Source organism: Alcanivorax sp. HI0044 (genome assembly GCF_001634945.1).
Genome location: NZ_LWEZ01000288.1, coordinates 1 through 1,091, shown reverse-complemented (window position 1 = coordinate 1,091; position 1,091 = coordinate 1). Strand labels below are relative to the sequence as shown.

The following is a 1,091-nucleotide window of genomic DNA, read 5'->3' as shown; positions in this document are numbered from 1 at the left end:
CCTGCTCCGCCTGTTCGCGGGTAATGCTGGCAGCCGCTTCCTTGGTGTTCTGCATGGTGGCTTCCGGGTTGGCCGGCAGCACCGCAGCCGTGTCGGTTTTCTCACCCTGAGACTGGGAGACTTTTTCCCAGGCATCAGTGAGCCCGTCATCCCCGGTCTGGGTATAGACACCGCTACCCAAATCACCGCTGCCGTCGGCCTGACGCAAAACCGGATTGATAGTTTGCTGACGCAGTGGATCAAAACGCGCCGCTTCATCCAGCATCCAGTCACCGTTCATGGATGCATTACGGGCTTTAAGCTGTTCCGCCAGCGCTTTCGCCTCATCGCCGGTGGGGCAAACGGCGGCAAAATCCGCACGGTGGTATTCACCGGAACGCAAATCCACAAAGCGGCTTTCCGGGTCCGCCGCATGGCGATTGTCGATGGGCTTGAGCTTGACGCCGGCCGGCAAGGTCAGCGGGTCCACCTTGATGGTATGCAAACCCGGGTTCAGACCGTAAACACTGTACTGGCCGTTCTCGTCGGTAATCACCCAGGTGCCGTCCTGCAGATACAGCTTCACGCCACCAATGGGCCACTCACCATCGTTCTGCAGATTATTACAGTCCGCATCCACATAGACCTTACCGAACAGCATGGCCTTGTCTGACAGCACGCCTTCGTTGCGGATCTCCACTTCGGCTTCGTCCTGGTTGGAACGGTAGGTAAACCCGGAAGCCGTGTTGGCCTGGGCCGTGGCCCGGTTGATGCCATCGCTGTCCACCGCACCGGCCGACAACCGCAAGCCGTAGTGCAATGTCACCGTTTCACCCGCCTGCAACGGCAGCGCCACCACGGAGCCATTGCTGCGCTCGCGCTCCAGTCGGAAGGTCAGCTGCGGCCCGGGGCGTCCCGCCGGGTCCGGCATTTCGACACGCTGCCCGCCCACTTCCAGCCAGGCGCTGTCATTGATATAACGGAACCCATAGGGCAGCTGGTCGATAATTCTGCCGGCGTAAAGCGCATCGGAGTGGTTGTTCGTCAGGTTGATGCTATAGGCGAGCACATCCCCCACGGCGGCGCTGTCTTTCTCCACATTTTTGTCCAGC

1 pseudogene is annotated in these 1,091 nt (G+C 60.4%); it reads right to left on the bottom strand.

From position 1 onward, the window contains the following. Positions 1–1,091: pseudogene (locus A3730_RS03540) on the bottom strand (DUF11 domain-containing protein); the annotation flags it as partial.